Source organism: Nocardia sp. Tas62D01, assembly GCF_055232035.1.
Genome location: NZ_JBUYUZ010000001.1, coordinates 8,086,870 through 8,110,330, shown reverse-complemented (window position 1 = coordinate 8,110,330; position 23,461 = coordinate 8,086,870). Strand labels below are relative to the sequence as shown.

The following is a 23,461-nucleotide window of genomic DNA, read 5'->3' as shown; positions in this document are numbered from 1 at the left end:
CCCCGGCGATGCGCCTGGTCCGCGACAGCGCCTCGTTGGTGATGTTGGATGCCACCCAGTGACGCTTGTCGAACAATCGTGACTCACCGGGTGCGCACAGCTCCAACTGGATCCCGTCCGGCGGGAGGCGCGGCGCGAGGGGTTCGGCAGACGGAATCGGGGCGACGGGATGGATATGGCCCAGACGGGTCATACCCGACAGTGACAGCTGCCAGTATCCCGTTGGGGCGAAGTCCCGCGCGGTGATCCGACGCCCGCCCGGGGCAGCCATTCCCGCTTGCAGCCAGCAGAGCCGACAGTGCCCTTTCTTCACCGCGATGTCGCGACCGCAATGGGCGCATCGGCCGGGCTGGTAGCGGCGGACGAAGTCGTAGCAGGCCCGGCAGTAGGACTGCGATCGGTAGGACGGTCCCCAGGACAGGCAGTCCGGGCAACTCCCCGATCGGGGTGTCGGCACGGGTTCGGCCCGCCATCAGGCGGGCGGGAGCGTGCGGGCGCCCCGGCGTCGGGGTGTGACGGCCGGTCCGCTCGACACCGCAGGGTGGCCCCTGCGTTGTTGATCAACGGCACCATGCGTTCGCGGGGACCGGATCCGCGGGCGCCCTTGCCTTTTCGGACATGAAGCTTCCCGAACCGGCCCAAATCCCACTTGATATCGGCCAGATCGAGGTGGCTGGCCTCGTTCACGCGTAGTCCGACCTCGGCCATCAATCGGGCCGCCGCATAGTTGCGGGCGGCAGGGGCGAACTTCCGACACGTCGCCAACTCCTGGCGCCAGCCGGCGAACAACACCTCCATCTGCACCGCCGACGGCGGGATCCGTAACGCCGCCGCGCCCACACCCCGGGGCCGGTTGATCTCATCGATCGGGCATTCCACGACCCGCCCGGTCACTTGGTGGATCTCCACCTTGTGTCGGATCTCCAGGAACAGGAAGTAGACACGCAGTGCTCGCGAACGTGCCTGTCTGGTGCCCTTGGCCGCACTCCGCAGCACCGTGCCGAAATACGCGTTGGCGTCGGGCGGTTCCATCTCCCACAACGGCCGACCGAACCAGACTCGGATCTGCTCGAGATTGACCACGTCGGAGACGATGGTGGCGTCGGCCAACCCGGCCGCTGCCCGAGCCAAGACGAACCCGGCGAAGACGTCGGTCTCCAGCGCGGCCAGCTCGTCCGGTCCGGCCGCAGCACGCGCCTCACGCAGATCTCGTACGACCGCCAGGCTCAACCTGGGCCCCCTCGCCTTCACTGATCCAGCAAGACCAGCGACGGCAACGATAGAGCTTCAGGAATCCTGAGACACCCTCAATCGACAAACCCATCCCAAACCCAAGGAGTAGCCCCAGGTCCTGGGGCTACACAGCCAGCAGAGACCCCAGCGAACTCTAGGGATATTTAATAGGAAAAGGACCCGCAAACCGCAGGCACCTCGCTGCACGGCCTACCCAACTGTGGGACGAGGGTGGTTCAGACGAGATCTTGGGGGTGCAGCACGATGCGCCCGTGGGTCTTGCGGTCGGCTAGGGCCTGATAGGCGTCGCGCACGGCGGTGAGTGGGTACGTTGCGGCGATGGGGATGTGCAGGTCGCCGGTAGCGGCGAGGGTGGCCAGTTCGGTCAGCGCCGGGGGGCCGCCGGCATCGGTCGTTCCGAGAGATTTGACGCCCTTCTCTTTCGCTCCGCGATAGTCGACGACGGTGTCGATGCGGTCTATCGGAACGCCGAGGTTGATGGCGAGGTCGATGTAGCCGCCACCGACGGCGTCGATGAAGGCATCGGCTCGGTCGGTCGTGGCGAGGATCCGTTCCTGTTCGCCGTCGCCGTATTGGACGGGCTGGATGCCATGTTGCCGGAGCAGGTCGAAATGTGCGTCGCTGGTCAGACCGATCACCGTCGCTCCGGCACGGAGTGCGAGCTGGGCGGCGGTGAACCCGACGCCGCCCGATGCGCCCGAGATCACGATGGTCTCGCCCGGCTGGGGGTCAACCGCCCGGATGGCACCGAGACCCGCCATCGGTGTGGTGTAGAGCGAGCCCGCCACGTCCCAGGAGAGGGCTCGAGGCTTGCTCACTAGCTGGACTGCGGGGATGGCGACGAACTGGGCGTGGGCGTCCCAGCTCTGGAGCCAGCCCAGCACCGCGTCACCGACGGTGACGCCGAGCACGTCGGCACCGACCGCGACGACTTCACCGGCGAGATCGCGACCCGGCGTGTACGAACTGCCGTGCAGCGCCGGTAACGCCCCGGGGTTGAGCGCACCGGCCTCGACCCGGACCACCACCTCGCCCGGGCTGGCCACGGGCTCGGGGACGTCCGCGAGGTAAATCCCGTCGATGCCCGAAAAACGGTCATAGCGTACTGCTTTCATCATGTCTCCCAGTTTGCGAGTGATTCGAATCGGCCGGATCGCGCGAGAGGACGCTCAGGTACGGCGCAGGAGTGGCAAGAGGATGTCGTCGACGAGATGCGCAACAAAGGCGGCATCGCACGGCTCGCCCACGACCACGATGCGATGCACGATCACCGCGGCAGCGACCTCGGCAAAGAGCGTTGCCGCCCCGGGCGCCAGTCGCTCGGCCGCTTGGCGAACAAGTCCGTCCGTCATCGAGGTCTCGTCCCGCCGCAGGATCCGCCGCATCGCCTGGGCGAGCCGCGCGTCGTTGCGCATGCCGGCGAACAGGGCCCCGAGCAGACCCACGTCCTGTTCGGAGATGCTCCGCGCGAGCCATGCCGCCAGGGAATGCACGTCCTCCCGGAGACTCTCTCCCGCAGGCTGTGGGGGCTTCGCGGGCGCGCGGCGCTCGACCGCTGCGGCGACCAGCGCCGCCTTGTCGCGGTACCGGCGGTAGATCGTCGTCTTCGCTGCCCCGGAACGCCCAGCCACCGCCTCCATCGAGAGCTGCTCGTATCCCACCTCGGTCAGCAGTGACAGTGTCGCGTCAAGAATGGCCAGGTCACGGCTGGAATCCCGCGGCCGTCCCATCACCGAGGGCTGAGTCATGCCGCTGGACTCCGAAGTAACCACCCCGCACCTCACTTCCGCTACGCTACCGTTTCGTATCGAAAATACCCTGGTTCGATCCAACCTGCAAGCTACGGCTTTCCGCGCCAGCCCAAGGTCAGGTGTCCGCTCATCGGCAGAAGAGTGCGTTCGGCAGACAAGCCTCGTCATCCAGACATGCGGTCCGGCGCGCAGATTTCGCCGATGCCAACGGATTCCAAGCTGCGGATCGACGTCGCAGTTCGCCGAGGATCGACGTCGCAATCACCTGCCGGATGTCTCATTACGGTGCGAGCGCCCGGATCGTCGGCCAGGCACTTCAAACACCGTTCGTGATCATTTGGACGTTGGACACGCGACATGGGCATAGCCACTCATCTGGCGTGTTGGATGCCCAGACTCCTTCGTGGCCGCGTTCAGCAGCTCAGGCTGGGCCGCAGATCCAGGCTGGCGTGGTCAGCTTCCGCTCCCGCCGCCGGTGTACGCGCCGCCCAGGAGGCGACGCCGACGGCGGCGCTTGACTTCCTGGTCGGGTCGAGGCTGCGCCGCTGCGGGCTGCTGCTCGGCCAGCTGTTCGGGGTCACGCTTGGTCTTGCGGAAGATTCCCATGTCGAGCTCCTGTTAGGTAGGGCGATTCGAAGCGATCGGCGGCGGATCCCGGCCTCCGCCGAGGGTTTCGAATCAGGACGGTGTGGCCGGGTTCACAGGTGTCGCGGCGGCCACGATTTCCTGCAGGGCGGCGATATGGCCGGTGAAGGCGTCCCGTCCGCGCTCGGTCAGGTGGGCGCGGACCTTGCGGCGGCTGCCGTCCAGACGGCGTTCGGTGGTGACATAGCCGGCGTCCTCGAGGGTCGCGAGCTGCTTGGACAGGGCCGAATCCGACAGCCCCAGGCGGTCTTTGAGGAAGGCGAACTCCGCCCAGTCGGCGGCTGCGAGCGTCGCGACCAGCGAGAGCCGGGTGCTGGGGTGGATGAGTTCGTCGAAGCGGGCCTGCGTCACGCGCGGAACCAATGCCGCAGGACGCGAAGGATTTCCGGGCCGCCGAAGCCGATGATCGCCGCCACCACCACTCCCGCCCAGATTCCGGGGTTGCGGTCGCCGTCCGCGTCCAGCACCATCGCCACGCCGATGGTGAGGGCGACGAGCGCAAACAGCATGCCCACAACCACGATCGGGGTGCGGCGTCCGGCCACGGCCGCGCTGACCTGCACCTGATCGGTCCGGCGACGCCCGTTGAGCAGCCGCGAGGCGACGAACGAGTGCCCGGCGCCGAAGATCAGCGTCGCGGCGATGATCAGCCATTGCGGCCCGAGGTCCCCGATCAGGCCGAGCACGACCCAGCCGGCGGCCATTGCCCACCAGTATCCGCGCGGCAGTCCGACCTCCTCGGCCACTCGGCGGCGCGCCCGCTCGACTGCATCCAGCGCGGCGCGTGCCTGATCCGGAGCGACGTTTTCCATGGTGCCCTCACTTTCCTGCTTGGAAAGTAAGATTCCACTTTCCCATCAGGAAAGTCAAGAGGCCTGCGCGAATCGATACCTGCCTCTGAACGGCGCTCGCCTGACTGCGGCGAGCCAGAAACTGGCCGAACAGCATCACTGAAGGACGATCGGCCAAAAAGGATGAACGACATGGCTTCTCCGTAGCCCGTCGCTGATTCTCCCACCCTCCATGTAAGCCGAATCTTGCAGCTTTCGCCACCCTCGCTGACCCCAGCTCCGCCCGACCATCACCCCCGGACCCAATCATGATGCGATTCAAGGGAAGTGGACGCGATGCCATGGAAGCGAGTCGCGACCGCCAAGTCACGGCTGTCACAGGTCCGCTCCAGCCATAGACCTCGAGTCGATCCTCAAGGGATGGGATCAACTGCCACCACTCATAGAATCGAAATTCCGCCTCCGATGTCAGGCTGCAAAGCTGACACCGTGATGACTGCCCTACCAGGACGAGAGGGTTGACGATGAGCACCGATTCGAACACCCCGTTGCGCGAGTTGGAGCAACCCGCACCCGGTGGTCCGCACGAGCCGACCTACCCGATCGCCACCGGTGCGCGTGCACTGGGAAAATCAGAGCGCTGGTACGTCCAGCAACTCAAGGCCGGCCGCTTCCCGGAACACAAGGCAGGCCGCACATGGTTCCTCACAACCACCGACATCGCCGAAGCTATCGAAGCCACCCGCCGCCCAGCGACCGCGCCAACCATTCCCCCAGCTCCGAAACAACCAGCAAGCCAGACACGCCGATCTGGACAGCACCGCACTCGTCGTCGCCGTCCAATACCTCCACAGAACCGATGACGAGCAGCTACGCGACTCTTACCTGCAGTCAAGCAGCTCCCGCCACCTGACCGTACAGATCAAAGTCGCTTCGCTCCCTGACAGTGCGATGATTCGCAAGTCCCCGGCGGCCACCGAACATACCGAACCTGGCATCGGAAATACATGAGGCACAGCACGATTCCGCAATAGCCACGCGAATCACCTTGAACCCCAGGCTCTATAGCCAGTAGAAATGCGAATTGGGCGTACACCCGGAAGAATGATTGGCTAAGCGCGTGAGCCGCGGCCGCCCTAGTGGATTTAAGGGGACTCGAACCCCCGACCCCTTCGTCACAGAAAACCGCAGGTCAGCGACCTATCGATATCGACATCCGCCCGGCCGATCGATATTTCACGACACTTCACGTCATTTCGTGACACTGAGCCGCAGTTCCTGGTGACCTGCGAGGAACTGTTCGATCATGAGGCGGCCCAACTCGCCCTTGGTGGCGAACTCCACCTCACCGGGAACGCCCGCCTCGGCATGATCCGATCGCCGTCGAGGCGGCCCTGGTTGACGTATACGCCGACTGCCGGCCCGGGCAACGGCCGCGGGACGGGCGCTGCTGAGCCATGGCCCGCCTGGACGGTCGCGTCCAAGAGCCGTGTGGCCCCGGCTACACCGGAGCCCAAACCTTAAATCACAAGCTCAGGCCGAGAGGGTGAGCGTGTCGGCGAGCGCCGCGTCGTAGCGGTCGCACACGACCTCGGCGAGTCCAGTGTGAGCGCCGATGACGTCGGCGTGGATGAGGTCTGGTGCGGCCGCCGTAAGTCGATCGGTCAGCAGGCCGGGGGCCAGGAACCAGGGGGCCACGAGGATGCGGTCGGCGCCGCGGTAGCGCAGACGCGAAACGGCCTCTGCCACAGTCGGTTCAGTTGTGGCGAAGCAGATCTCGGTATGCCAGCTGGTGACGGCGGCAAGCTGTCGTGCGACCTCCGCGGTGCGCGCATTCGCCGCCTGAGACGACGAGCCCACAGCCGCGACCGCGATCCCGGCACGGCCGGAATCTCGTTGCGGCGACCAGGCTTCCGAATGGGTGCTGAGTGGCGCACCATTGAGGGACGTCCCGCGTGTCACCGCAGCCATGTGCCACTCGTGCGAGCCGCGCCCGGCGGCGGGCGTATCGGCCTGGGGAGCGAGGGCATCCAGCACGCGGTCGCGGAGGGCGGTGATCAGGCGGGGGTCTGGGCCGAGGACGTCGGCTTGGGTGAGGTACAGGCGTGGGTGGCGGGTGCGGGCGGCGGCCAGTAGCCCCGGCAGGTCGATGCGGGCGTGGAAGGCGTTGCCCAGCAGCAGTGGCGCCACCACCGCATGCGTGTGGCCCTGTGCCGCAGCGGCATCCACGACTTGCTCGACCGAGGGTGTGTTCAGATCGAGAAAAGCCAGCCGCACGTCGAGGTCTGGGCGTGTGGCCGCGATTCGTGCGACAACCGCGGACATCGTTGCCGCCGACCGCGGATCGCGGCTGCCGTGTGCGACGGCGATCAGCGCGGGTCGGGCCGATGCGGTGCCCGCCAGCGCTGAGAAGCCCACGGCAGGCGAGGCCGGGGGTGTGGCACTGGTGCGTGCTGGCACACCGAAGTCGAGCGCAACTGGAACAGTCGCAGCGGTCCGCGCCGGCGCGGGGGCGGAACGTGCTGGCGCGGACCACATGTCAGACTCCGACCTCGACCATTGAGAAGTAGCCTTCTCGTTTGCGGTCTTCCAGCCCTTCTCGGCGATCGCCCGCAGCTCGTCCTGCGCCAACTTGGTGGGCAGCAACGTCTCCGTTTGATTCGTTGTCATGTCAGATCTCCCGTACCGAGCCGGGGCTCATTTCAGGTCGGCTTCGTCGGCGCGAACCGCCCACTGGGCGAATCGTTCGCCGTCCTCGCGGTGCTTGATGAAATTGCGCACCACCCGCTCGATGTAGTCACCGAGTTCGTTGCTGGTCACCTTGTGCTGGCGCAACTTACGACCGAACGCGCTGTCGAATCCGAGGCTGCCACCGAGGTGAACCTGGAATCCCTCGACATGATTCCCGGTGCCGTCATCGACCAGCTGACCCTTGAACCCGATGTCCGCGATCTGCGAGCGCGCGCACGAGTTCGGGCAGCCGTTGATGTTGATGGTCACCGGAACATCCAGCTGCGCATTGAGATCCGCGAGCCGCTCCTCGAGTTCCGGCACCAGCGCCTGGGATCGCTTGCGGGTCTCGGCGAAGGACAGCTTGCAGAACTCGATCCCACTGCACGCCATCAGGTTGCGCCGCCACAGCGACGGACGTGCCTGCAGGCCAAGCGGTTCCAGCTCGTCGATCAGCGCATCGACCTTGTCGTCGGCGACGTCGAGCACGATCAGCTTCTGGTACGGGGTGAACCGGATGCGATCGGAGCCGATCTCGGCCGCCGCGTCCGCGACCTTGGACAGGACGGTGCCCGACACCCGGCCCGCGATGGGGGAGAAGCCGACCGCGTTGAGCCCGTTGCGCAGCTTCTGCACGCCGACGTGGTCGATCGGCTTGGTCGGCTGCACTGGCGCGGGACCGTCGATCAGCTTGCGCTTCAGGAACTCCTCCTCGAGCACCTGGCGGAACTTCTCGATGCCCCAGTCCTTGACCAGGAACTTCAGACGGGCCTTTGTCCGCAGCCGCCGGTAGCCGTAGTCACGGAACAGGCAGACAACGGCCTCCCACACGTCGGGCACCTCCTCGAGCGGCACCCACACGCCGACCCGTTGCGCCAGCATCGGATTGGTCGAAAGCCCGCCGCCGACCCACAGATCCAGGCCGGGTCCGTGCTCGGGATGGTTCACCCCGACGAACGCGATGTCGTTGATCTCGTGCACCACGTCCTGCTGGCCCGAGATCGCGGTCTTGAACTTGCGCGGCAGGTTGGAGTACTCCTTCTTGCCGATGTAGCGGCGCACGATCTCCTCGATCGCGGGTGTCGGGTCGATGATCTCGCTGCGCGACTCACCGGCCAGCGGCGAGCCGAGCACCACCCGCGGGCAGTCGCCGCACGCCTCGGTGGTCTTCAGTCCGACCGCCTCGATCCGCTTCCAGATCTCGGGGACGTTCTCCACCTCGATCCAGTGGAACTGGACGTTCTCGCGGTCGGACAGGTCGGCGGTGTCGCGGCCGAACTCGGTCGAGATCTGGCCGAGGGTCCGCAACTGTTCGACATTCAATGCGCCCGCGTCGCAGCGGATGCGCATCATGAAGTACTCGGCCTCGAGAATGTCGATGTTCTCGTCGCCGGTCCAGCTGCCGTCGTAGCCCTGTTCGCGCTGGGTGTAGAGACCCCACCAGCGGAACCGGCCGCGCAGATCGCCCTTGTCGATGCTGTCGAAGCCCTGCTTGGAGTAGATGTTCTCGATCCGCGCGCGGACGTTGAGGGGGTTGTCGTCCTTCTTGGACTGTTCGTCCGGGTTCAGCGGCTCGCGGTAGCCCAGCGCCCACTGGCCCTCCGCCTTACGACGTACAGGCTTGCCGGTGCGGGCGCGCGGCGCGGTGGTTGCTTCGGTGCGTGGGCGGTCCGGTCGAACGCGCCCTTCGGAAGCCGGTCGGTCCAGGCGCGCGGGACGCTCGGGCCGGGACTGCGGCGAAGGCTGATCGGTCGGACCGGCGTCAGTGCTCGACGTCATAGGGTCGCTCCTGCGGGGTGGGTGAACATCCATGCTGAAGGCGCGAAGAGGCTGACTCGCACCTGCGGTATCAACGGGCCGAGTTCGTTGCCGTCCAGAAACATGCCCACCGACATCAGCCGCACGCCGCACGCGGTTGGCGGAGCCCCCAGCATGGCGGGAATCGAATGGCCGTGGATGTCCGCGTCGAGAATGCCGACCCGCATACCCCGCTGCGCCATCGCGACCGACAGATTGACCGTGACACTGGACCTTCCGACACCGCCCTTGCCGGAGGCGACGCAGAGCACCCGGGTGCGCGAGCCTGGCTCGGCGAAGGGAATGTCGTCGTCGCCGAGGATCTGCTTGCGCAGGGCGCTGCGTTGCTCCTCGGACATGACACCGAAATCGACGGTGACCGAGGCGATATCCGGCAGTTCGAGCACGGCCGCGCGGACGTCGTGCACGATCCTGTCCCGCAGTGGGCAGGTGGACACGGTGAGCAGGATCTCGACGGTCACCCGCCGCGCGTCGTCGATGGTGATACGGCCGACCATGTTCAGTACGGTGATCAGACGGTGGATCTCTGGGTCTTCGACGCGGCTCATGGCCGCGCGAATCTGATCGACCGTCGCCGACGTACTCATCATGGATAGACCAACTTTCGTAGAGAGGAGTCGGGTCGAAGCTGGCTCAGTGCAGGCTGGCGCGGAGCATGTCTTCCCGCTCGACGACCTTGACCCGCTCGCGGCCCTCGGGCTCGCCGAGCGCCCGCTCATGGGCGTCCAGGCGGTACCAGCCCTGCCAGGTGGTGAACGGAATGCCCTTGTCTTCCAGGAACGCAATGACCGATTCGGGCGCAGGGTCGATGGCACCGGCGAAGGCTGATCGGTCGTCGAGCAGGCAGGCCACGGTCTCGTTGGCGTCGCCCTTGGTGTGGCCGATCAGGCCGATCGGGCCACGCTTGATCCACCCGGTGACATATGTCGCGGGCAGGTAGCGGGCAGCCCCGGACGCGGCGTCGTCCAGCAGGACCCGCCCCGCCTCGTTCGGTATGGTGCCCGACCGGTCGTCGAAGGGCAGTTCCCCGACGCTCGAGGAGAGGTAACCTACGGCGCGGTATACCGCCTGGACCTCCCAATCCCGGAATATCCCGGTGTGTTTCACGTTGCCGGTGCCGTCGAGTTGGGTCCGCTCGGTGCGCAGGCCCACGACTCTGCCGTCGTCGCCCAGAATTTCGTGCGGCGATTCGAAGAAATGGAGATGGAGCCGATGCGGCCGGTCGCCAGGATCGCGAATCGCCCAGCCCTCCAGCGTCGTCGCGACCATGTCGACCTGCTTGGAGTGCCTGCGTGCGGCTTCGGAGCCTTCGTCGTAGTCGATGTCCTCAGGGTCGACGATGACCTCGATGGTCGGAGAGTGGTCGAGTTCGCGCAGTTCCAGCGGGGTGAACTTCGCCTGAGCGGGGCCGCGGCGGCCGAAGACGTGCACCTCGATCGCCTTATTGGCCTTCAACCCCTTGTGGACGTTCGGCGGGATCTCGGTGGGCAACAGTTCGTCGCCGGTCTTGGCCAGCATGCGCGCGACGTCGAGGGCGACGTTGCCGACGCCGAGGACGGCGACCTTCTGCGCGTCCAGCGGCCAGGCGCGTGGCACGTCGGGATGTCCGTCGTACCAGGACACGAAATCCGCGGCGCCGAAGGAGCCGTCGAGGCCGATGCCGGGGATGTCCAGGGCGCGGTCGGCCTTGGCGCCGGTGGAGAAGATCACCGCGTCGTAGAAGCTGCGCAGGTCATCGAGGGTGATGTCGGTGCCGTAGTCGATGTTGCCCAGCAACCGCACCTGCGGCTTGTCGAGGACTGTGTGCAGGGCGGCGATGATGCCCTTGATCCGCGGATGGTCCGGCGCGACGCCGTAGCGAATCAGCCCGAACGGCGCGGGCATGCGCTCGAACAGGTCGATACTCACCTCGGCGCCGGATTTCATCAACGCGTCGGCGGCGTAGATCCCGGCCGGTCCGGCGCCCACGATCGCCACTCGCAGTGGACGTTTCGCTGCGGTCATTTCGAGAACGCCTCCACGAATGGGGTGTCCCCACCCAACTCACCGAATTTGGCCGCGCTGCCGGGAGACCCGAGCGCCTCGGTTCGCCCCGGTAGCGGCTCGGCGAAGAACCGGGCGTTCTCCGCGACGAACTGCTGCTGGTCGTCGGGCACATCCGCGTCGAGATAGATCGCCTCGACCGGGCAGACCGGCTCGCACGCACCGCAATCCACGCATTCGGTGGGTTGGATGTAGGCCATGCGGCCGCCGACGTAGATGCAGTCCACCGGGCACTCCTCTACACAGGCCCGATCCATGATGTCGACGCAGGACGCGCCGATGACGAAGGTCATAGTGTGCTCCTCACTTGTTTCACGTGTTCGGGCCTGCGCCGGCGGCCGTTTCCAGCTCATCGGCCTCGGTGATTTCGCCGAGGGCCTCGGTGGTTTCGCCGAGGGCGGCCAGGATCTCGTATCGCCTGCGGGCGAACTCGGGTTCGAACCGCACGCCCAGCGCGCGCGGGTTCTCGATGGTGATGACGCGCTGAAAGCGTGCGGGGCGCGGTGTCAGCAGAACGATGCGGTCGGCGAGCAACAGCGCCTCGTCAACGTCGTGGGTGACGAACAGGACGGTGGTCTTGTGAATACCATCGCGCACCGCGCACCCGCCGCACCGACGGCCCGTCCGTCCACCTCGGCGGTTCCGCTCACCGGGTCGAGCAGACCAGCCAACGCCATTTATGCGCTACCGGAGCTACCGGAGCCCCAGCCCTCGCCCCAGCCGCCGTGATGGCCCCAGCCGCCGAAACGGACGCGGTCGAAATGGCCGGCCACAGCCGTCGGCGCGGTGGCGATCACCGCCGGCCGCGCCGGAGGGGGATCGGCCGCGGCGTCGGTGCGACAGCGACAGCTAACGCGGCAGCGCCCGCCGCCAATGCCGATGTGATGTAGGTCAGTCTGGTTCGCATAGCAGCTCTCCTTCGACGGCCCTATCTGAATGCGTTCCAGCGTCGCACTCCAACGAACCCCATGTCATTGCCGCTGATACCCATCATTGCTCCCCGCCACCTGGAATCCGCCCTTACCGCTAGCATGCAGCAGCCGAGTCCCGCTAGCTGTCAATGGCCATTGGTAGGTGGCTCTGGCGCAGCTGCTTCGATGCGGTCGCGGGTGGGGATGGATGTGCTCGCACCGAGCGTGGTGGTGGCGAGCGCTCCGGCGGTGACCGCCCAAGTCAGCGCGCGTTCGGGGCCGAGATGCCAGGCGGCGGCGAGTGCGCCGGTGAACGTGTCGCCCGCGCCGGTGGTATCGACGACCTCGACGCGCGCACTCGGTTGCGACAGCTCCCGACCACCGGGACCGCGGTAGGTCGCACCCTCCGCGGCCTGGGTGATCACCAGGTGCGCGACAGGATCGAGATCCGAGCCGAGTTGTTCGGCCTCGCCCGAATTCACCACCGCGACATCGACATGCGCCCACAGGACGGCCGAAAGATATTGTGCCGGAGAAGGATTGATCACGACGATGGTCCCGTTCGCGATCGCGTGCCGGACCGCCGCCGTTACGGTTTCGATGAACGACGACCTGATGTCGCGTTCGGTGCGACCTGGTTGAACTCGACGTCGGTGCCGTATCGACCTATCCCGCGATATATTCCGGCAAGCAGGTCACCCTAAATGGGCAGCCGCTTGGTGTCTCAGCTTGCGCCGCAAGGAAGCTGACCGAGTCGCGGCCAGTACCGCGGTATGCGGCCTGCGCGGACAGTGTTGGCGCAATGTTGCGGGAATGTCCCTTGTGAGGCGAAATTATCCGTATAGGCCGTGGACTCAGCTTGTGATTTAAGGTTTGGGCCCTGGTAGGTTGCCCGGTTGGGCTGTGGTGTGTCTAAAGATGCTGTAGCAGTGAATGTTTCGTTGCTGATGTTCGGCGTGCCGTAGACATGGTGCGGTCACCGGGTTCTATCTTCGGATTCCTACCAAAGAAGACGAAGAGAAGAACAGCGGTGACCGTGTCTGTCAGTGTGCCCGATGTGTTCGCCGGGGTCGAGCGGACACGCTCATCCGGGTTGGATTGTGTTGCGGCGTTTCGTTATTCGTTCCACGGTTGTCTGACTCGTCGTCCGGATGCGTTGTTCGAACTCACCGACGCAGTGTTGTGCGCCGAGGGGCCGGTGTCCACGCTGGTCGGGTTGTCGCTGGTGCCCGAGCATCGGCGTGGTCACGGCCGGCTGTAGGACGGGCTGGCGGCCGGGCGGATCGAGGTGGCCCGGCTGCGGCGCACTCTGGCGGGTCTGCCGCTGGCGCGTGAGCGTGATGGACGCATCATGCTGGCGGTGGATGTGAGCCCATGGCTGCGTTCGGATGCCGTGACCAGCGACGACCGATCGTTCTGTCACGTCTACGGGCGCGGCAAGGGGAACGCGCAGCTGATCCCGGGCTGGCCGTATTCGTTCGTCGCAGCCCTCGAGCCCGACGCTACCAGCTGGTGCGCGCTGCTGGATGTCGGGCGTCTGGGCCGTGACGACGACGCCACCGCGGTGACCGCCATTCAGATCCGTGAGGTGATCGCTCGGTTGATCGACGCCGGGCAGTATCACCCCCGGCGACCCCGACATTGTGATCGTGTTCGACGCCGGCTACGACGTCTGCAGGCTGGCCTGGCTGCTGGGGGATCTGCCCGTGGAACTGCTGGGCCGGGTGCGGTCAGACCGCGTGTATTGTTTCCCGGCCGCCCAGCGGGCCCGCACCGGCCGCCCGCCGCGGCACGGGCCGGTGTTCGCCCTCGCCGATGCGGGCACTCATCCCGCCCCCGCGGTCACCACCAGCACCGACACCACCCGCTACGGCACTGCGGTCGCCCAGACCTGGTCGCGGCTGCACCCACGGCTTGTCCATCAAGTCCGCTGGGCCGACCACGACGGCGAGTTGCCGATCATCGAAGGCAGCTTGATCCGGCTCAGCGTGGATCGGCTGCCCGGTGACCGTATCCCGAAACCGTTGTGGCTGTGGGCATCTCGTACCGATTTGACCGCCGAGCAGACCGATCGGTACTGGCAGGCGTTCTTGCGCCGCTTCGACCTGGAACACACCTTCAGGTTTCTCAAGCAAACCCTGGGCTGGACCCGGCCCCGCATCCGCACCGCCGACCAGGGCGACCGGTGGACCTGGTTGATGTGCGCCACGAGGCTCTGCTGTTATTTCCGGATGGAGGTGAGAGACCGTCCATTTCGATGCCGCCGTAGCGGCAGAGTAAAGCTGGAGGCAGCCTAACCCGGGGATCGCAGGGAAGGGTGGGAGCAGCCTCGACAAAGTCGCGTCGGTCCAGCACTGCCGGATGGGCCGGGCGCGGTGAGCGAGACGGGAAGGTATACGCGAGAAACCGGTGTTGTTACGCCCCTTGAAGGTCCGCCAGCTCTAACCCGGTGGATTCGGGCTGGTTTGCCTCGATACTTCATCGAGGTTGGTTGCTTGAGGGTGACCGAATAGCGAAAGGTGCTCTGCTTCAACGATAATCGGAGTTGCTAAGACAACGATTCCGAAGAGAACAGGCGCACCTTTCAGATGCAGGCTACCGCAGCATGGTCCCGCACCCTCGCCGTAGAGGTCCGCGGCGATGATGTCGTGTCCCACACCGGGTGCGTGCTCACCCGCATGCTCGCCGACAACACCGGCCTGACCAGGGAACTGTCGACGGCACTGGCCCGCGACGGGGTCATCCACGATCGAGGCGGGCTGCTGCGCGATGTCGCGGTCGCCATCGCCGACGGCGCGGAAGCCATCAGCGACACCCGCACCCCGGCCGACCAGGCACGGCTGTTGGGCCCAGTCGCCTCGCCGGTGACGACATGGCGGGCACTCGGCGAGATCGGAAAGACCGCAGTGAAACGAATCACCGTGGCCCGCAACCGGACCCGGCGCACAGTGTGGGACCTGATCGCGGACCGCCACGGGGGTATCCCCCCGATCCGCACCGCCGTCGGCGACATCGACGGTGTGATCGGTATCCGTGTCGATGCCTCGCTCACCACCTGCCACTCGAACAAGCAGGACGCGGCCGGGAACTTCAAGGGCGGGTTCGGCCACCACTCGCTGACCGCCTGGTGCGACAACACCGGCGAGTCCCTGGCCATCATGCCCAGACCCGGGAACGCGGGCTCCAATACCGCCGCCGATCACATCCAGGTCATCGACGCCGCGGTCGCCGCGATCCCCTTCCGGTTCCGCCGGCACCTGCTGATCACCATCGACGGCGCCGGATCCAGCCATGAGGTCCTCGACCACCTCACCGCCCTCAATCAGCGCAAGGGCCTGACCGTGGAGTACTCGGTCGGGTTCAACCTCGACGCCCGCGTCCGAGGCGCCCTGGCCCTGCTGCCCGAAGCGGCGTGGCAGCCCGCCCTCGACCCGGAAGCCCGGCCACGCGAGGACCCCGACGTCGCCGAACTCACCGGCCTGCTGCGTGAGGGTGCCGGCGGTGACCGCCTCGATGGCTGGCCGAAAGACATGCGGATCCTGGTACGCCGCGAGAAGATCGAAAACGGCACCCAACTGTCACTGTTCGAACAACACAACGGCTACCGCTACCAGCCCCTAGCTACCAACACCAAAGGCGGTGTCCCCCAACGACTCGAAGCCCGCCACCGGGTCCACGCCCGAGTGGAAGGCTTCATCAGAACAGCCAAAGCCACCGGGTTCGCGAAATGGCCCTCACAATCGCAAACCATCAACACCGCCTGGCTCGCCGCGGTCGCCCTCGCGATCGACCTCCTCGCCTGGACCCGGCTGCTGCTACTCGACGGCCCCCTCGCCGCCGCCGAACCGAAAACCCTGCGCTACCAGCTGCTCCACACCGCCGCCCGCCTGATCAAACACTCACGCAAACTCATCATCCGCATCCCCGAAACCTGGCCCTGGGCAACACAACTCGAAACAGCATTCCACCGCGTCCGCGCCATCCTCACCTGACCCACCAGCGACAACCCCAGGAAGGAGCAGCCGAAAACCCACCCCCGCAGAAGTGGAAACCGGGCGCCACCGCAGCCGTCACGCGGCGAACCCGGCTACCCCGCACCCACCACCACCGGCCTCACCACCCGGCACACACCAACCCGCCACCCCGCGAAAATTCGAGGTCAGCGCTCGCCCGGTCGCATCAGCGCGCGGGCGGCGCCGCGCGCAGCGGCAGTGAATTCTTCCCTTCGCACCCGCATCCGGTCGACCGGCGCAGTGACTGAAACCGCCGCCACGAGGTCGCCGCGACCGTAGACCCCGGTAGCCACGCAAGCGAGACCCAATGCGTGCTCCTCGTATTCGTACGCGATACCGGTCCGGCGGACCGATTCCAATTGTCGCTCGAACATCGCGGCATCCCGGACGGTCATCGCCGTATAGCGCGGCAAACCGTAGCGGTCGATGATGCTCGCCGCCGTCTCCCATGGCAGGCTCGATACCAGCAGTTTTCCCAAAGCAGTGGCATGTCCGGGTAGGACGGTCCCTGCGGGGACCGAGTATCCGTCGGGGCGGCCGGGTGCGCCGGCAACGCAGACGACATGCAAGCCGTCCCACGCGCCGATAGTCATGGTCTCGCCGACGTGGACCGCGACCTCGTCAACGATACGTTGCGCGCGCGCTTCGAATCCGGACCCCTTCAGCAGATCGGAACTGATCGTCAGTAGTCGCCATCCCAGCCGGTAACGACCCGACGGGGTACGGCGGAGCAATCCGATCCTGCTGAGACTCGTCAAGAGTTCGTGCACATTGGATTTCGGCATCCTCAAGGCCGCAGCAGCCTCCCGCACGCCCCACTCGGGCGTGTCGGGGGTGAACAGGTTCAGCACCCGGCTGGTGCGGGCGACAGTGACGAGCATGGCGATGACCTTCCGTTCCGGCGGGACTTTGCCGGCTCGTGGGCATGAGTTGCGATCTCAACATTATAATCTACATTCGATTAGAATAATGTGGGTATCATCCAAGCCGATATCGCCGCCGACCCCTACCACCCTCTCGCCGTCAACCCCGCGACCAGGGACGAGGCGCAGTTGACCTCACACACGGCGGTTCCACGAAAGTTGCTTATGTTAAACCACTTTCGCGCCCTGTACATGTTCACCGTACCCGGCCCGGCCCCGGGTGGAATCGAACTGTGGAGATGGATCACCATCGCTCGTGCCGGCGTACGTGACACATCGACCCGGGACCTCACCGTCGCTGTCGCAGGACCAACCGATTGCGTGGTGGCAACCAACCACCCAGGTCACCCCGTTCAGGCGCCGCCGATACTGCGGTCCTGTCCGCGCCAGTAGGCTTTCTTGACCTCACGACGCAGGATCTTGCCGACGCCGGACTTCGGGAGCGCGTCGACGAACTCGACGGAGGTGATCTTCTTGACGGAACCGACCGCTGCGCGCGTAATGTCAATCAGCTCCTGTTCGGTCACCTCCACTCCGGGCTCCAGCACGACGAACGCCTTCGGGGTCTCACCCCACTTCTCGTGTGGGACGCCGACGACGCACACCTCACGGACCGCCTCGTGCGCCGCGAGAGCGTTCTCCAACTCGGCCGGCCAGATGTTGTAACCGCCGGAGATGATCATGTCCTCCTTGCGGTCGGCGAGGAAAAGGAAACCGTCCTCGTCGAGGTATCCCATATCCCGCGTGAGCAAGCGGCCATCGGGCAGGTGGCGTTCCGCGTCGGCTTCCGGGTTCTTCCACAGCGAGTTCATCAAACCCGGCGCTCGTACCGCGACCTCGCCGATCTGCCCCGCGGGCAAGGTGTTTCCGTCGGAATCGACGATCGTGACCTCGGCATTGGGTGTCGCGCGGCCGACGGAACGCAGGTACTTGTCGGTGTGCTGGTGCGGTTGCAGCATGGTGATCGTGATGCATTCGCTTTGCGCGTACAGCTGGTACAGCACCGGCCCGAACTTGTCGAGCGCGCGCTCGAGAGTGCGTGCGGCAATCGGGGACGCCGCGTAGTTGAGGCAGCGCAGGCTCGACAGGTCACGGGTTTCGATATCGGGGTGGGCGAGCAGGGCGGAGATCATTGTCGGCACGACCAATGTGCACGTCGCACGCTGCTGCTCGATGAGTTCGAGCGCGCGCCCCGCCTCGAAGGCAGGCATGACGATGATGCGGCCACCCACCTGCAGGATCGGCCACAGCCATAATGACGCCGCATGGGTGAGCTGGCCCGCCGCGAGGTAGGCATCACGCTCATCGATTTGCGGAGTGACCCAACGGTATTCGTTGTCGCTGGCCAGCCAGCGCTCGACCGTGTGGACAATGCCCTTGGGGCGGCCGGTCGTGCCGGCGGAGAATCGTATGACATGGATGTCGTCCGGGCGCGTGACAATGGCCGGCACCCGGGACGAGGCGGCGGCAAGCGCGTCCTCGTAGGAGTGCGCACCCGCGGGCACGTCGCCGCCGAATACCAATACTCGTTCGAGTTTCGGCAGTTCCGGTAATCGAGGAGCGATTCCCGCGTATAGCTGCGCATGGACGATGAGCACCCGAGCGTCGATATGCTCGGTGAGATACGCGTTGACCTCCCCGGTTTCGTGCGAGTACAAGCCGGCACGGACGAAGCCACCGAGCGCACAGCCGGCGATCAGTTCGACCGTTTCAAAGGCGTTCGGGCTCAGCAGCGCGACCCGGTCTCCCTGCGCCAGGCCTAGATCGCCCAACGCGTTCGCCAGGCGGCTGGTGCGTTCGTACAGCTCGGCGTAGGTCTGCTGACGCCCGTCGCACCACACCGCGACTTTCCCTGAGAACTGGGAGGCAGATTTCGAAAGCAGAGTCGAGAAGTCCATTCCGGAATCGTTACGACTGCGCGCGACCTGTGTCACCAGCCGTCCGGGTATGCCGGACACGGCCGGGGTGCCCGCATTCACCTGCCGTCGGCGGTATCGACAACCACGGTTCGGATCGCGACCGAAAACCGGGCACGGTCAGGGGCCGCCAGGATCCCTGGCTTATCGGCTCTTTCGGCCGACTTCTGCGCTTACACGATCAGTGTTCCGCACGCGCCAGCGCCGAGGGCCGGACACCGTCGGGGCACCCTCGTCAACCGACAGCGCGGACGTGCGGATCAACGGCACCGGTCTTTCCCGTGAATCACCAGAAAGCGTCATCCTGCCCGCGGCATTGTTCGCCCTGTGGGGCCCAAGAGCGCGTGCTTACCTAGGCTGAAGGAGTTGCTTCATCGCCGGCGCCGGTGACCCGACCGACGGTTGAGCGTTTCCGCCCCTGCTCGGATTCGGCCACGTGGCCGGAGTGAGACGCAGCACCGCCATCAAATCGACGAGCTACGCGAAGCACTCGCACAAGCCCACGGCGAGAACCTCGACCTACGCCGCGAACTCGCCCGCCGTGGCTGGACCGACCACCACATATGACGGGCCCACACCACGTGGTCACGCGTCATTCCCAAGTGCCTCAACCAGATTGGTGACTCACGGCCAGCTTGCTACCGTTCATCGAGACCCGCACACTCAGCCGGGCACCGAGGGGGTCCACGAATACGCCAGAAACCTGCCGCGGCCTTTGGTAGCTGCTGGTCAGAGGCCGGTGGGCGGGTGATCGTGGCTGGTGGTTAGACATCCCAGGGCTGTAAGTTGTCAAGCGGCGTGGGGTTTTGGGGTGTTTTGTCGGTGTGCCCAGGCGGTGTCCTCGTTGTAGGGGGTGTGGTGGTGTAGGCATCCGTGGAGGATGCCGACGAGGCGGTTTCCGAGGGCGCGCAGGGCTTGGTGGTGCAGGTCTCCGGCGGTTCGGTGTTGGTCGTAGTAGGTGCGTGCGCCTGGGCTGTTGGTGAGTGCGCAGAAGGCCCATTGGTCGATGGCGTCGTAGAGGCGCCGGTTGCGGACGTGTCGGGCCAGCACGGCGCGTTTTCGGCCGGACGCGATGGTCAAGGGTGATGTTCCGGCGTAGTTTTTGCGAGACTTGGTGGTGGTGTAGCGGTTCGGGTCGTCCCCGAACTCACCGAGCACCCGGGCGCCGAGGATGACACCGAGTCCTGGCAGGGAGAGGTAGATGTCGGCGTCCGGGTGTGTCTCAAAATGTGTGGCGAGGCTGGTTTCGAGCTCTTTGATCTGGGTGTTGAGTTCGGCGATGATGGCGACCGCGGTGCGGGTGGTAGCACCGAAGGCGATGGTGACCGGATCGGATGCGGTGAGTTGCCGGGTGCGTAGCGCGGTCTGGATCTGCTGGGCTCGAGTGTCGATATTGCGTTGCCGCCCTGCTCTTTTGAGGGTGGCTTGGATCGCGGACAGGCTGAGCCGGGTGCCTTCGGCGGGGGTGGGTGCTCGTCCGAGCACGGCGATCGCGTCGCGGTCGGCGAGGTCGTCGAAGGCTTGGAGGGCTGCTGGGTAGTACTCGCGTAGCGCCGATCGTAGGGCGTTGGTGTGCCGGTTGCGGGCCCAGATCAGGTTCTGGTGTCCTCGGGTGAGGACCTTGATCGCCTCGGCGGCGGGGCTGTCTCCGGCGATGGGGCGGTGGTTGTGGCGGTCGGTACGTACCAGATCGGCGAGGAGTTTCGCGTCCGCAGCGTCGGACTTCGCGCCGGAGACGTGGTGGCGGTCGCGGTAGCGGGCCGCGGCGAGCGGGTTGATCGCGAACACTTGATATCCGGCCGCGACCAGCGCGTCGACCCACAAACCTCGGTCGGTTTCGATGCCGATCACGACCTGGGCGGGTTCTTCGGCGTGGGTGGCGACTATGTCGTGGAACCCGCCGATCCCGGCGAGGCCTTCCGGTAGTCGCCGTGCAGCCAGCCGCTTGCCGTTTTCGTCCATCACATGAATATCGTGATGATCTTCGGCCCAGTCATCGCCGACAAAGATCATCGATCACCTCCTGAGTGCTGATTGGTGTCAATCCTGTTCGAGCCCAAGGCAACCCGGCGGCGACCTAATGGATCAGTGCTCGAACGGCACGACACCCCATCAGCGCTACAGGTGGCCTCGCCGACCGGCCGGGGCACGATCTAACCCTAGGAATCGGACATCGCTCCAGGGTGTCGAAGTGCTCACCGGCCGGCGGCTCGGCGACCAGCCTGCCGCCGACTGTTCAAACCCGGTCGTAGGCTCGCTGATCAATTCCCATTAGGGTGCCGACGTCTCGATCATGATTGGTACAGGGTGTCGGGTTGGCGTCGATTGATCCGGCCCCGGGGACCTGTGTCGGCTAGTCGCCCTGGGCTGACGGCTCATCGGTTATCGAAGCTCGTTGTGGAGGAAGTTGACGATCTTGCCCATGACCAGGTCGCTGGACCAGGCCAGCCCTGTGGCGGGGTCGCCACCCATGAAGCTCATATCCCCATGGTTGGCACCGTTGAGGACGTAGCGGGTGCTGCGGATTCCCTTGGCGGTCAGGGCGTTGTGCAGGGCGACGGACTGGGTGGCGGAGACAAGATGGTCGTCACTGCCGTGCAGGATCACGAACGGCGGTGTGGTGGCCTTGTCGATGTAGGTGATGGGGCTTGCGGCCGCGACCGCCGCTGGGTCATCGAGGACTGACTTGTTCGTGCCGGGACCGAACACGTATCGGGCCGCGATATTGCCGGGGATCGTGTCCTGTCGCTGGGTCGCGGGGTCGAAGTCCTCGCCGACGGTCGCCAGGTCGGTCGGGCCGAACTCGTCCACCACGGCCTGCACATCGCTGCTCTGGTCGAGGTTGTCCCCGACGTCGAACTGCGTGTGACCGTTGGTGACGCCGGTCATCGCGGCCAGGTATCCGCCGGCCGACTGCCCCCACAGGGCCACCTTCGTACCGTTGAAGCCGTACTGGGCGGCATGGGCGCGCAGATAGCGGATCGCGGACTTCACGTCCTCGACACCGTTAACGTAGGTGGCCCCGTTCAGGATGGTCCGGTACTGAATGCTGGCAACGGCATAGCCTTGTTCGGCCAGATAGGTCCGCTGGTCGAGGTTCGCCTCCTTCGTTGAGATCGCGAATCCGCCGCCACTGGCGAAAATAACCAGCGGTTTGTCGCCACCGGTCTCGGGTACCTGTAGATCCAGCTTCAGCCCTACGGTCTGGCCGTTGGTTGTCGGCGTCGAGTAGACGATATCGCTGTAGGTAGTCAGCTGAGTTCTGCCGCACTGGATCTGCGGTCCGTCGCCGGGGTTGATGACGACGCTGGTGCTCGTATCGGCGGGCTTGACAGCCTTGGCCACGAGGCCGCTGATTGCGCCTGCGGGCAAACCTGCACTGCTGCCGAACGCCGGCGTGGCCGGTGTACTTGTCGGACAGGCTGTCGATGCAGGACCGGGCTGCGCCGCCGAGCCCTCAGCGGCTGCGCTGCCGCTGCCGGATGAGCATGCCGTGAGCACCAGCCCCGCGGCCGCTGCTGCGACCAAAATGTTCACTCCTCGCGTGATCACCGTTTCTCCTGTCTCGGGCCGCCGAAGCGAACACTTACCGGATACGTGATGTCCGGTTAGCATCTCAGGATACACCTAAACGGATACTAGATATCCGCTTAAGTTTCAGAGATCAGGAAGAGTTCTGTTCGCTCATCCGATCGTGTGCCTGTCGCGTGCTCGACGCACCCAGGGCCGCCTGGAAATCGGCAAGGTCGAGTTCAAGGCCGGGGAGTGGGGATGCCGCGCCCGGTTGGGCGCGCATGCCATCCAGCAGCAGCTGGAGATAGCGGCGCCATAGGTCGGGGTGCCCGGTGTGGTCGGTCACGGCAGCGACCATCAGCTGAATCATCGGGAAATCCAGTTCGATGATGTCCGCCCGCAGCGTGCCCTGCTGCTTGGCCCGCGAGACCAACAAACCGACGGCAGGCCGGACTCTTTCCTGGATCTGAGCCCGACGCTCGGGGCCGGACCCAGTGCCGAGCATCACCTCACGCAGACCACGATCGAACGACTGGATTTCGCAGACCTTCTCCAAGCCGGTCGCCAATCCATGCCACGGGTCCGGATCGGCCAAAGCGTCACTCGCGAGCGCCTCGATGGTGTCGATGATGTCATCGAACAGTGCGTCGACCAGCTCCTCTTTGTTGGCGAAACGGCGATACACGGTACCCACGCCCACCCCGGCATGCGCGGCGATGTCGTTGAGAGTCGCTGCCACCCCTCGCTCACGAAAAACCTCCCGAGCCGCGGCAATGATCCGGCGACGATTGGCAAGGGCATCTGCGCGTAACGCACGGCCAGCTGCCCGGCCGAACTCGGGATCGGAAGTCATCAAGTCGCCTGCCCAGGAAAGTTTAGTGGAGATAGTTTATCCGCTTCGCTCGGCAGGGTATGCGTCGTTGACCCCGGACGGCCCGACCGATCGGGAAACCCCGAAGTCAACAATGCAACCGCGTGGTTATCGCCAAGGGCAAGAAAAAAGGCAAGCACCCATCACCGGCCACCGTCCTGCGCATGCTCCGCGAGCACGACGAGCCGGCCACCGCGCAGGCATAGGCGCAGAGCCACAGACCAGGCGCTACACGGGCACGCTACCGGCACCCGGCCTCAAGATCATCTCGTTGCCGGTTTC

At 65.7% G+C, this 23,461-nt stretch carries 21 protein-coding genes and 1 pseudogene; 4 read left to right on the top strand and 18 right to left on the bottom strand.

Annotated elements, in window-relative coordinates; all coding sequences use genetic code 11:
• Positions 1-309: 309 nt before the first annotated feature.
• The 13 genes from ACV7NQ_RS39040 to ACV7NQ_RS38980 all read right to left on the bottom strand — a co-directional run bounded on the left by ACV7NQ_RS39040 (position 310) and on the right by ACV7NQ_RS38980 (position 12,545).
• Positions 310-1,230 carry a hypothetical protein gene (locus ACV7NQ_RS39040; RefSeq protein ID WP_463364123.1) on the bottom strand — a complete coding sequence of 307 codons (921 nt, stop codon included), beginning with the start codon at positions 1,228-1,230 and terminating at the stop codon, positions 310-312.
• A 239-nt stretch (positions 1,231-1,469) separates the two neighbouring features.
• On the bottom strand, positions 1,470-2,372 hold the full coding sequence (locus tag ACV7NQ_RS39035; RefSeq protein WP_463364122.1) for an NADP-dependent oxidoreductase: 903 nt from the start codon (positions 2,370-2,372) through the stop codon (positions 1,470-1,472).
• Positions 2,373-2,423: 51 nt separating this feature from the next.
• The gene (locus ACV7NQ_RS39030) at positions 2,424-3,002 is read right to left on the bottom strand and encodes a TetR/AcrR family transcriptional regulator (RefSeq protein WP_463364121.1); all 579 of its coding nucleotides are present in this window, start codon (positions 3,000-3,002) and stop codon (positions 2,424-2,426) included.
• A gap of 456 nt (positions 3,003-3,458) precedes the next feature.
• Positions 3,459-3,611, bottom strand: a complete 153-nt coding sequence (locus ACV7NQ_RS39025) for a hypothetical protein (protein ID WP_463364120.1) — start codon at positions 3,609-3,611, stop codon at positions 3,459-3,461.
• A gap of 72 nt (positions 3,612-3,683) precedes the next feature.
• The gene (locus ACV7NQ_RS39020) at positions 3,684-4,001 is read right to left on the bottom strand and encodes a transcriptional regulator (protein WP_463364119.1); all 318 of its coding nucleotides are present in this window, start codon (positions 3,999-4,001) and stop codon (positions 3,684-3,686) included.
• Positions 3,998-4,462 (bottom strand): hypothetical protein, encoded by a 465-nt coding sequence (locus ACV7NQ_RS39015; RefSeq protein ID WP_463364118.1) that lies wholly within the window; start codon positions 4,460-4,462, stop codon positions 3,998-4,000. The genes ACV7NQ_RS39020 and ACV7NQ_RS39015 overlap by 4 nt, the downstream gene beginning before the upstream one ends.
• Positions 4,463-5,974: 1,512 nt before the next feature.
• Positions 5,975-6,844, bottom strand: a complete 870-nt coding sequence (locus ACV7NQ_RS39010; RefSeq protein ID WP_463365991.1) for a sirohydrochlorin chelatase — start codon at positions 6,842-6,844, stop codon at positions 5,975-5,977.
• A 294-nt stretch (positions 6,845-7,138) separates the two neighbouring features.
• Positions 7,139-8,950 (bottom strand): nitrite/sulfite reductase, encoded by a 1,812-nt coding sequence (locus ACV7NQ_RS39005; RefSeq protein ID WP_463364117.1) that lies wholly within the window; start codon positions 8,948-8,950, stop codon positions 7,139-7,141.
• Positions 8,947-9,579, bottom strand: coding sequence for a metal-sulfur cluster assembly factor (locus ACV7NQ_RS39000; RefSeq protein WP_463364116.1), 633 nt, complete (start codon positions 9,577-9,579; stop codon positions 8,947-8,949). Before ACV7NQ_RS39000 ends, ACV7NQ_RS39005 begins: the two co-directional genes overlap by 4 nt.
• Positions 9,580-9,622: 43 nt before the next feature.
• Positions 9,623-10,993 (bottom strand): FAD-dependent oxidoreductase, encoded by a 1,371-nt coding sequence (locus ACV7NQ_RS38995; protein WP_463364115.1) that lies wholly within the window; start codon positions 10,991-10,993, stop codon positions 9,623-9,625.
• Positions 10,990-11,325, bottom strand: coding sequence for a ferredoxin (fdxA, locus tag ACV7NQ_RS38990; protein ID WP_463364114.1), 336 nt, complete (start codon positions 11,323-11,325; stop codon positions 10,990-10,992). Before fdxA ends, ACV7NQ_RS38995 begins: the two co-directional genes overlap by 4 nt.
• A 19-nt stretch (positions 11,326-11,344) precedes the next feature.
• Entirely contained in the window at positions 11,345-11,629 is a 285-nt protein-coding gene (locus ACV7NQ_RS38985; RefSeq protein ID WP_463364113.1) for a hypothetical protein, read from the bottom strand.
• Between the two features lie 460 nt (positions 11,630-12,089).
• The gene (locus ACV7NQ_RS38980; RefSeq protein WP_463365990.1) at positions 12,090-12,545 is read right to left on the bottom strand and encodes a PfkB family carbohydrate kinase; all 456 of its coding nucleotides are present in this window, start codon (positions 12,543-12,545) and stop codon (positions 12,090-12,092) included.
• A 428-nt stretch (positions 12,546-12,973) separates the two neighbouring features.
• Between ACV7NQ_RS38980 and ACV7NQ_RS38975 the strand changes: the two genes are divergently transcribed.
• The 4 genes and pseudogenes from ACV7NQ_RS38975 (at position 12,974) to ACV7NQ_RS38960 (ending at position 15,935) form a co-directional block, all read left to right on the top strand.
• Entirely contained in the window at positions 12,974-13,204 is a 231-nt protein-coding gene (locus ACV7NQ_RS38975) for a hypothetical protein (protein WP_463364112.1), read from the top strand.
• Positions 13,205-13,231: 27 nt separating this feature from the next.
• A pseudogene (locus tag ACV7NQ_RS38970) lies at positions 13,232-13,510 on the top strand (transposase); the annotation flags it as partial.
• A gap of 82 nt (positions 13,511-13,592) precedes the next feature.
• Complete coding sequence (locus ACV7NQ_RS38965) at positions 13,593-14,240, top strand: transposase (RefSeq protein ID WP_463364111.1); 648 nt, start codon at positions 13,593-13,595, stop codon at positions 14,238-14,240.
• A gap of 291 nt (positions 14,241-14,531) precedes the next feature.
• A complete protein-coding gene (locus ACV7NQ_RS38960) occupies positions 14,532-15,935 on the top strand; it encodes an IS1380 family transposase (protein WP_463364110.1) in 1,404 nt (467 codons plus the stop codon).
• A gap of 167 nt (positions 15,936-16,102) precedes the next feature.
• On the opposite strand, the gene ACV7NQ_RS38955 is transcribed toward ACV7NQ_RS38960, so the two are convergent.
• The 5 genes from ACV7NQ_RS38955 to ACV7NQ_RS38935 form a co-directional block, all read right to left on the bottom strand.
• Positions 16,103-16,837 (bottom strand): IclR family transcriptional regulator, encoded by a 735-nt coding sequence (locus ACV7NQ_RS38955; RefSeq protein ID WP_463364109.1) that lies wholly within the window; start codon positions 16,835-16,837, stop codon positions 16,103-16,105.
• Between the two features lie 395 nt (positions 16,838-17,232).
• On the bottom strand, positions 17,233-18,777 hold the full coding sequence (locus tag ACV7NQ_RS38950) for a class I adenylate-forming enzyme family protein (protein ID WP_463364108.1): 1,545 nt from the start codon (positions 18,775-18,777) through the stop codon (positions 17,233-17,235).
• An 807-nt stretch (positions 18,778-19,584) separates the two neighbouring features.
• Entirely contained in the window at positions 19,585-20,808 is a 1,224-nt protein-coding gene (locus tag ACV7NQ_RS38945; protein ID WP_463364107.1) for an IS110 family RNA-guided transposase, read from the bottom strand.
• Positions 20,809-21,177: 369 nt separating this feature from the next.
• A complete protein-coding gene (locus ACV7NQ_RS38940) occupies positions 21,178-22,167 on the bottom strand; it encodes an alpha/beta hydrolase fold domain-containing protein (protein WP_463364106.1) in 990 nt (329 codons plus the stop codon).
• A gap of 292 nt (positions 22,168-22,459) precedes the next feature.
• Positions 22,460-23,161 carry a TetR/AcrR family transcriptional regulator gene (locus ACV7NQ_RS38935; RefSeq protein WP_463364105.1) on the bottom strand — a complete coding sequence of 234 codons (702 nt, stop codon included), beginning with the start codon at positions 23,159-23,161 and terminating at the stop codon, positions 22,460-22,462.
• Between the last annotated feature and the right edge of the window lie 300 nt (positions 23,162-23,461).